The sequence below is a fragment of the Kitasatospora sp. NPDC091257 genome, from assembly GCF_044757675.1.
GTDB lineage: Bacteria > Actinomycetota > Actinomycetes > Streptomycetales > Streptomycetaceae > Kitasatospora > Kitasatospora lactacystinica.
Genome location: NZ_JBIVVI010000337.1, coordinates 1 through 7,702, shown reverse-complemented (window position 1 = coordinate 7,702; position 7,702 = coordinate 1). Strand labels below are relative to the sequence as shown.

Below are 7,702 nucleotides of genomic sequence, written 5' to 3'. Positions count from 1 at the left end.
CTCCCTTCCGCCCCCCCCCGCCCGGCGGGGGGCGGGGGGCGGGGGGGGTTTAACCCCCCCCCCCCCCGGCGGGGGCTACGCGGGGCCGGGGGGTGCCGCGGACGGGGGTGACGCGGACGGGGGCGGGGCGAGCGGGCGCGGGGCCCCGGGGGCCGACGCGGGCCCCAGGGCGGCGCGGGCCTCAGCCCGAGCGGCGCAGCAGGGTGATCCGCGAGCGGGTCATCAGCGCCGCGAGCCCGGCCGCGAGCACCGGCAGCAGCAGCACGGTGGCGGCGATGGTGGGCCACGGGAAGACCAGGGCCGCCTTGCTGGCGATCTCCTCGGGGCTCATGCCGGGGTAGCTGCTCGCCGCGGCCTCGACCTTGCGCAGCGCCACTCCCGGCACCACGCCGCAGACCACGCCGAGCAGGGCGCCCATCGCGGCGATCACCCCGCACTGGAAGCCGGACAGCGAGCGCCGGATGCGGGGCTCGGCGCCGACCGCCGCGAGGGTGGTCAGATCGCGCTGGGAGTCGGCGGCGGCCAGTCCGGTGGCGATGCCGGCCGCGCCGAGGGCGACGATGCCGGCGAAGACGTTCAGACCGAACTGGATCAGCCCGGCCGGGGACTCGTAGCCGCGCTCGATCTTGAGCACGTCGTGGTCGACGAGCTTGGCCAGCGCGCCGTCGGCCTTCTGCTGGGCGGTGTCCGAGGGCATGGCGCCGGGCAGCCAGACGGAGCCGGCCGGGGCGGTGGAGAAGCCGAGCCGGGTGGCGGTGTCCTGGGTGACCACGGCCTGGGCCGAGGCGGGCAGCGCGGGCTCGGCGAGGACGGCGTCCACGGTGATCTCGGTGATGACGGGCTTGCTCGCGGGGCCGTTCCCGCTGCCGGTCACCGGACTGCTGTACCGGAGGATCGCCTTGCCGTCCTTGAGGTAGCGGGCGTCGAAGACCACGGCCTTGCCGGCGGCGAGGGCCCGGCCCGGGGCCGGGTCGGTGACGCCGAAGAGGTTGTGCAGCAGGGTGGCGTCCCCGGCCGTGACCGCGCTGAACTGGTTGTTGCGGCGGTGGTCCCTCTGGCAGCGCTTGTCGGTGCTCATGACATGCTCGCTCTCGGCCAGCGAGAGGGTGTCGCCCGTGTCCATGAGCGGGCAGCGGTCCTCCTTGGGCAGCTCGACGCTGACGTAGCCGCAGTAGCTGCCCTCGGAGCAGTCGACCTTCGGCTGGACGCGCCGGACGTCGGCGCGCGGGCCGAGGTCGGGGATGCTGCGTTCGACGGCCTCGCGCATCTGCGGCAGCAGCTTGGCGTCGGACAGCCAGCCGTTGCCGAGGATGACGGCCCCGGACGGACCGGAGGCGGTGTACTCCAGCCGGTACTGCTCCTCGAAGCTGGCGATGTAGACGCTGACGGCAACGGAGCCGGCGACGGCGGCCATCACGGCGGCCACCGCGGGCGCGGTGCGGCCGCGGTGGCGCACCGAGTCGCGCAGGGCGAGCCGGGGGCCGAGCGGGAGCCAGCGGCCGAGCCGGCCGAACAGGCCGACCAGGTAGGGCACGAGGGCGACCATGCCGAGCTCGGCGAGGGCCGAGCCGCCGAGGACGGCGAAGCTGCGGTTGCCGACGCCGCTGGTGGCACCGGCCAGGGCGAGGGCCGCGCCGCCGCCGAGTGTCAGCAGTCCCGCGACGGCGAGCCTGCGGCTCGGCGGCTTGAGGGTGTCGCGGCCGGTGAGCGCGGCGACGACGTCCTGCCGGGAGGCCTGGACGGCGGGGACGACGGCGGCCAGCAGGCCGGTGACGAGCCCGACCATGAGGACGCCGAGCAGGTCGAGCGGCGGCAGGGCGAAGTGGGCGAAGCGCTGGCCGGAGCGCTCCTCGGCGGCGGTGCGCAGCAGGGCGACCAGGCCGATGCCGAGGCCCAGGCCGATCACGGCGCCGGTGATGCCGAGGACGATGCCGCCGCCGAGCACGACCGCGCGGACGTTGGCGCGCTCACCGCCGGCGGCGGCGAGCAGCCCGAGCTGCCGCCGGGAGCGCCGGGCGCCGACGGCGAAGGCGGGGCCCGCGAGGAGGACGATCTCCAGCAGGGCCATGCCGACGACGGTGGCGAGGATGACGATGTCGGTCCGGTTGAAGTAGCTGGGGCCGCTGCCGTCATGCTTCTGCTCGACGAAGTACGGGACGTCGGCACTGGCCGGCGGGTCGGCCAGCACGGCGCGCGAGGTCACCTGGAAGCCGTACTCGTTGAACTCCTTGACCTTCTGCCAGTCGATCGAGGCCCCGGCCGGGAGCTTGACCAGCCAGCGGGTGGTCTCGCCGGGGTCCTCGGTCGAGGCGTCGGAGCCGCCCGACGGCTTGGGGAGGCGGTCGAGCACGGTGCCGGGGCGGGCGGTGAGCTCGGTGGCCCGCAGTTCGCCGGGGTACTCGTAGACGCCGGTGATGGTGAAGGGGCTGTTCTCCAGACCGCGGACGGCGGTCCTGTCGCCGATCCTGAGCCCGGAGCGCTTGAGGAAGTCCCGGGTGACGGCGGCCTCGGTGTCGGCGGTGGGGGCCCGGCCCTGGAGGAGGTCGATCCGGCCCCGCCAGACCGGGTCGGCCAGGTCGGCCTCGCCGACCCGGGTGCTGATCAGGCCCTCGGAGCTGCTCGCGGCGGTGAACGGGCCGGAGAGCTCGGGCACCAGGGTGGCGCCGGCCGGGAGCAGTTGGCGGGCCAGCTCGTCGGGTGCGGTGTCGAGGGAGCGCTGCTGCGCGGGGGTGTACGTGGGGGCTTCGCCGGCCTTGGCGTCGTCCTTGGGGCTCTGGATGGTGAGCCCCTTCTCGGGGTCGGGCGCCTGCTTGACGGAGGAGCCGCGTTCGACGATGTGCACTTCGCCGACCGCCTGGCCCATGACCCGCGTCGCGTGTTCGGCGGGGGTGAGCTCGGCGCTGCGGAAGACCACGTCGGCGCCGGTGACGCCGAGGACGGGCAGGGCGACCATGGCGATGACGAGGGCGCTGCGGCCCTTGGCGCGCAGGGCGTCGCGGCGGGCGATGCGCAGGGCCACCCGCCAGGCGCTGAGCTTCACTCGTCCACCTTCAGGCTGTTGGTGGCGGCGCTGACGAGCAGGCTGGCGGCGTCCTGGCTGACGGATTCGTCGACCATCCGGCCGTCGCGCAGGAAGACGACCCGGTCGGCCCAGGCGGCGTGCCGGGCCTCGTGGGTGACCATCATGGCGGCGGCGCCGGCGTCGCAGCGGGCGCGCAGGACGGCGAGGACGGCCTCGCCGGTGGTGGAGTCGAGGGCGCCGGTGGGTTCGTCGGCGAGGACCAGGCGGCGGTCGCCGATCAGGGCGCGGGCGATGGCGACGCGCTGCTGCTGACCGCCGGACATGTCGTCGGGGAAGCGGTCGGCGAGTTCGGGGATGCCGAGCTCCTCCAGGGCGGCGAGGGCCTCGCGGCGGGCGGCGCGGGTGGACAGCCCGTCGAGTTCGCGCGGCAGCGAGATGTTCTCGGCGGCGGTGAGCGCCGGTATCAGGTTGTAGTCCTGGAAGACGTAGCCGACGGAGCGGCGGCGGACCCGGGCGAGCTTCTTGCGGTCGAGCTCGCCCAGGGCGACGCCCTCGACCAGGACCCGGCCGCCGCTCGGGGTGTCCAGGCCGCCGGCCAGGGTGAGCAGGGTCGACTTGCCGGAGCCCGAGGGGCCCATGACGGCGACGAACTCGCCGGGGTGGACCTTGAGGTCGACGCCGCGCAGGGCCTGGACCTCGGCGGCGCCGTGGCCGTGGACGCGGGTGACGTTCTCCAGGTGGAGCACCGGCGTCGGCCGGGCCTCTTGGGTGTGGGACATGGATTCCCCCCTCGTACTGGGTGTGCGCTCGGCGTCGGGGCCGAGCATGGTGGTTCGGTTGCCGCGGGGGCTCAGGCGCGCAGGCGGCGCCCGCGCTTGGCGGGCGCGGCGCCGTCGCGGGCGGCCTCGGCGGTGCGGGTCTGCAGGAGTTCGGCCTGCTGGGCGAGCCGGGTCTCGCAGTGGTCGAGCCAGCGGATCTCGGCTTCGGTCTGGAAGATGAGCTGGTCGAGGACGAGCAGCCAGGCCAGGTCGTTACTGGCGGAGGGCGTGGCGCCGGGGCGCTTCTCCCCCGCGAGGGCGCGGCCCTTGAGCCGGGTGTAGTCCTGGAGCGCCTTGATGCTGTGCCGGCGCTGGCCCTGGACGACGGCGGAGACGTCGACCCCGGGGACGGTCACCGCCATGGCGAGCTTGATCGCCAGTTCGTCGCGCGGGGGGTTGGTCCGGGGCACCGGGGTGTCGAACCAGGTCCGCAGCTCTTCCCGGCCCGCGTCGGTGGCGGCGTAGAACTGGTGGCCCTCGTCGTCCTCCCCCGCGGGCTCGACCAGCCCGTCGCGCTCCAGCCGCGACAACGTGGTGTAGACCTGCCCGACGTTGAGCGGCCAGGTGGCGCCGGTGCGCGCCTCGAACTCGGTGCGCAGCTGGTAGCCGTAGCGAGGGCCCTGGTCGAGCAGGGCGAGCAAACCGTGACGGATGGACATACCGAGTATGTATACCCGGTATGCCCTACCGTCTCAAGCCGCGCCCACCCGGTCGGGGGAGCGGGTACCGTCGTGCGGTGTGAGCCACTTGCGCATCGCCACCTTCAACCTCCTGCACGGCCAGCCGCTCGCCCCGGACGGCGCCCCGCGGCCCTACCCGTCCGACGCCGGCGAGCCGTTGGCCGAGGCGGTGGCCGCACTGGACGCCGACGTGCTGGCGCTCCAGGAGGTCGACCGGTACCAGGCGCGCTCCGGCGGCACCGACCAGGCGGCGGTGGCGGCCGCGGCCATGGGCGCCAAGGACTGGCGCTTCGCCGCCGCCCTGCACGGCCGCCCGGCGCCGGTCGCGGGCTGGGTGCCGGAGCCGTCCGGACCGGGCGGCCTGCGGGTGTACGGGCCCGGCGAGATGGGCGACGGCGCCCCGCCCTCGTACGGGACGGCGCTGCTGACGCGGCTCCCGGTGCGGCACTGGCGGGCCCGGCGGTTCGCCCCGGCGCCGTTCGGGCTGCCGCTGCGGGTGGCCGGGCGGCGCGGACTGACCCCGGTGCCGGACGAGCCGCGGGCGGCGCTGGCGGCCGTCCTGGAGGGCGACCGCGGGCCGTTCACCGTGGTGGCGGCGCACCTGTCCTTCGTCCCCGGCTGGAACATGGCGCAGCTGGCCGGCATCCGGCGCTGGATCGCCGACCTGCCGCAGCCGTACCTGGTACTGGGCGACTTCAACCTGGTCGGCGCCGTGCCCCGCACGGTGCTCGGCGGGGCGACGGCGCTGGAGCGCACCGCGCCGCGGGTGCGGGTGCGCGAGCTGCGGGCGGCGCGGCGGGCCCGGCCGGCCCTGACCGAGGCGCGCCGGCGCCGGGTGCGCGAGCCGCGCCCCCGCCTGCAGGGCTGGTACGACCTGGCGCGCACGCCGACCTACCCCTCGCACCGGCCCGCGGTGCAGTTCGACCACGTGCTGGGGATCGGTGTGCCGCGCACGGCGGTCGGGCCGGCGGCGGCGCCGCGCGCGACGGTGTCGGACCACCGCCCGCTGCTGGTCGAGGTGTCGCTGTAGGGCGGCCCCGGACGCCTACTGGCGCGCCAGGACCCCGGCCTGCTGCGGGAGGTGGACGGTGGTGGCGGCCCGGGGCTCCCCCGGCCCGAGCGCGTGCGGGGGGTCGAACTGGAGCAGCAGCATGGCCGCGTCGTCGCCGAGCTGGCGCCCGACGTGGCGCACCACGTCCTCGTGCAGCCGCTGCAGGACGTCGGCCGGGCGGCCGGCCGCGCAGTGCGGGAAGCGTTCGGCGAGCGGGTAGAAGACGCCCGCGCGGTCGCGGGCCTCGATCACGCCGTCGGTGAACAGCAGCACCCGGTCGTCGCCCTGGAGCAGCAGCCGGTGCACCGGCGGTCGGACGTCGACCGGGTCGAGGACGCCCAGCGGCGGTACGGTCTCGGCGAGTTCGAGCGGCCGGACCTCCCCGCCGCGCAGCAGCAGCGGGGCCGGATGACCGCAGTTGACGATCTCCGCGGCGCCGTCGGGCCCGACGCCGATCAGCACCAGGGTGACGAACTCCTCCTCCACGCCCGGGTGGTCGTTCTCGTGCAGGGCGCGGTCGAGGCTGACGGCCAGCCAGCCGGCCACCCGGTCCAGGGCGGCCTCCTGGTGGGCGGCCTCGCGGAAGGCCCCGAGCACGGCGGCGGCCGTCTCCACCGCGCCGAGGCCCTTGCCGCGCACGTCCCCGACCACCGCCCGCACCCCGTGCCGGGTGTTGACCACCTCGTAGAGGTCGCCGCCGATCCGGGCGTGCGCGGCGGCGGCCTCGTAGTGGACGGCCGCCCGGACGGTGCCGACCCGCTCGGGGACGGGCCGCAGCAGCACCCGGCGGGCGATCGAGGCGACCAGCTGGGCGTCGGCCAGCGCCCGTTCCTGGCGCAGCCTCAGGGTGGCGCTGACCCAGCCGATCGCGGCGACGAGCAGGATCGCGAAGACGCTGGCGGCGTGCACGGACTCGCCGAGCGTGTCGCTGCGGAAGGCCATCAGGAAGGCCGCCGCCTCGGTGCCCAGACCGATGGCGAGCGGGTACCAGGTTCGGCGGCTGACCACGGCGGCCAGCGCGGGTACGGCGGTGAGGGCCGGTTCGACCGTCACCTCGGTGCCGCTGAGGTAGTCGAGGGCGACGATCAGCACCATGCCGAGGAACGGCAGCGCCAGCGCCGTCCTCGGCCAGGTGCCGGTCGCGCGCGGAGCGGGCCCCGGTGTCGGCCCGGTGAACCGCTCTCTGATCCATCCGGTCGCGCTCAACTTCGGTCTCTCCAGCAGAAGACGCCGATGCCCGAGGGCACCTGCGGTGATGACTGAGGGTCAGGGAATGCGGGCCTCGCTGGCGGCCGGAGTACGGGGGTTGACCGGTTACCGACCCCACAATAGGCGCGAAACGTGCATGACGCACAGGTTTCGGGCACTGGCATGATGACTTGGATGCTCTGCGTGACTCAATAGTCACTGTTCCCGATCAGGAGCCGTTCCAACTCTTTTCGGTCGGGAAGTCCTGCCGGACGGACGATCCGGCCACTGCGGACGTACAGGAACGACGCCGTGACCTGCTCGGGATCGACGCCCGCGTGCTCGGCCCAGGCCAGCCGGTAGACCGCGAGCTGCAACGGGTCGGCGGTCTCCTCCCGATGGGTTTTCCAGTCCACCACTTCGTAGCGTGACGCACCACCGGATTCCGACAACGCGTCATCCTCCCGGTAGACCGCGTCGATCCGTCCCCGCACCACCCGACCCGCCAGCACCAGCTGGAACGGCACCTCCACCCGGTGGGGCTTGCGCCGGGCGTACGGGGTGCGCAGGAACGCCTCCTTGAGCCGCTCCAGGTCCTGCTCGTCCTCGATGCCGTCGTCGTCGGCGCCGGGCAGCGCACCGGGCTCGACCAGCAGCAGCGGCTCGATCCGGGACTGCACCCAGGCGTGGAAGCGGGTGCCGCGCCGGGCCGCCGGCTGCGGGGGGCGCGGCATCGGGCGGGCCAGTTCGTGCGCGAAGCCGTCCGGGTCCGCGGCCAGCCGCAGCAGCTGGGTGGCGGACAGCGCGGCGGGCAGCGGCACGTCCCGCGCGGTGCGCCGGGACCGCTCCAACTCGCCCAGCAGCGCCGTCAGATCGCGGTCCCAGGAGGCGACCTGACGCTGGTCCTCGGGGGCCGTCTCCTCGGCTTCGGGGGCGGGCGCCC

Annotated in this window: 6 protein-coding genes; 1 reads left to right on the top strand and 5 read right to left on the bottom strand. The window is 75.2% G+C overall.

The features are described from left to right. Nucleotides 1-181: 181 nt before the first annotated feature. From ACIQOV_RS17655 to ACIQOV_RS17645, 3 genes are all read right to left on the bottom strand, one after another. Nucleotides 182-3,040 carry an ABC transporter permease gene (locus ACIQOV_RS17655; RefSeq protein WP_401049443.1) on the bottom strand — a complete coding sequence of 953 codons (2,859 nt, stop codon included), beginning with the start codon at nt 3,038-3,040 and terminating at the stop codon, nt 182-184. Next, a complete protein-coding gene (locus ACIQOV_RS17650; RefSeq protein ID WP_401049441.1) occupies nt 3,037-3,801 on the bottom strand; it encodes an ABC transporter ATP-binding protein in 765 nt (254 codons plus the stop codon). Before ACIQOV_RS17650 ends, ACIQOV_RS17655 begins: the two co-directional genes overlap by 4 nt. Before the next feature lie 71 nt (nt 3,802-3,872). Then, the gene (locus ACIQOV_RS17645) at nt 3,873-4,499 is read right to left on the bottom strand and encodes a PadR family transcriptional regulator (protein WP_401049439.1); all 627 of its coding nucleotides are present in this window, start codon (nt 4,497-4,499) and stop codon (nt 3,873-3,875) included. Nucleotides 4,500-4,578: 79 nt separating this feature from the next. Between ACIQOV_RS17645 and ACIQOV_RS17640 the strand changes: the two genes are divergently transcribed. After that, nucleotides 4,579-5,550 (top strand): endonuclease/exonuclease/phosphatase family protein, encoded by a 972-nt coding sequence (locus ACIQOV_RS17640; protein WP_380539967.1) that lies wholly within the window; start codon nt 4,579-4,581, stop codon nt 5,548-5,550. 15 nt (nt 5,551-5,565) lie between these two features. On the opposite strand, the gene ACIQOV_RS17635 is transcribed toward ACIQOV_RS17640, so the two are convergent. Together ACIQOV_RS17635 and ACIQOV_RS17630 are read right to left on the bottom strand one after the other, a co-directional pair. Next, a complete protein-coding gene (locus tag ACIQOV_RS17635; protein WP_401049438.1) occupies nt 5,566-6,777 on the bottom strand; it encodes a PP2C family protein-serine/threonine phosphatase in 1,212 nt (403 codons plus the stop codon). A 191-nt stretch (nt 6,778-6,968) separates the two neighbouring features. After that, nucleotides 6,969-7,702 (bottom strand): PD-(D/E)XK nuclease family protein (locus ACIQOV_RS17630; RefSeq protein WP_401049436.1); only part of this gene is annotated, 734 nt, incomplete at its 5' end.

What these genes read in the sequence shown, in the direction of transcription:
- ACIQOV_RS17645 (WP_401049439.1), bottom strand. Translation starts at nt 4,499, where the DNA reads ATGTCCATCCGTCACGGTTTGCTCGCCCTGCTCGACCAGGGCCCTCGC.
- ACIQOV_RS17650 (WP_401049441.1), bottom strand. Translation starts at nt 3,801, where the DNA reads ATGTCCCACACCCAAGAGGCCCGGCCGACGCCGGTGCTCCACCTGGAG.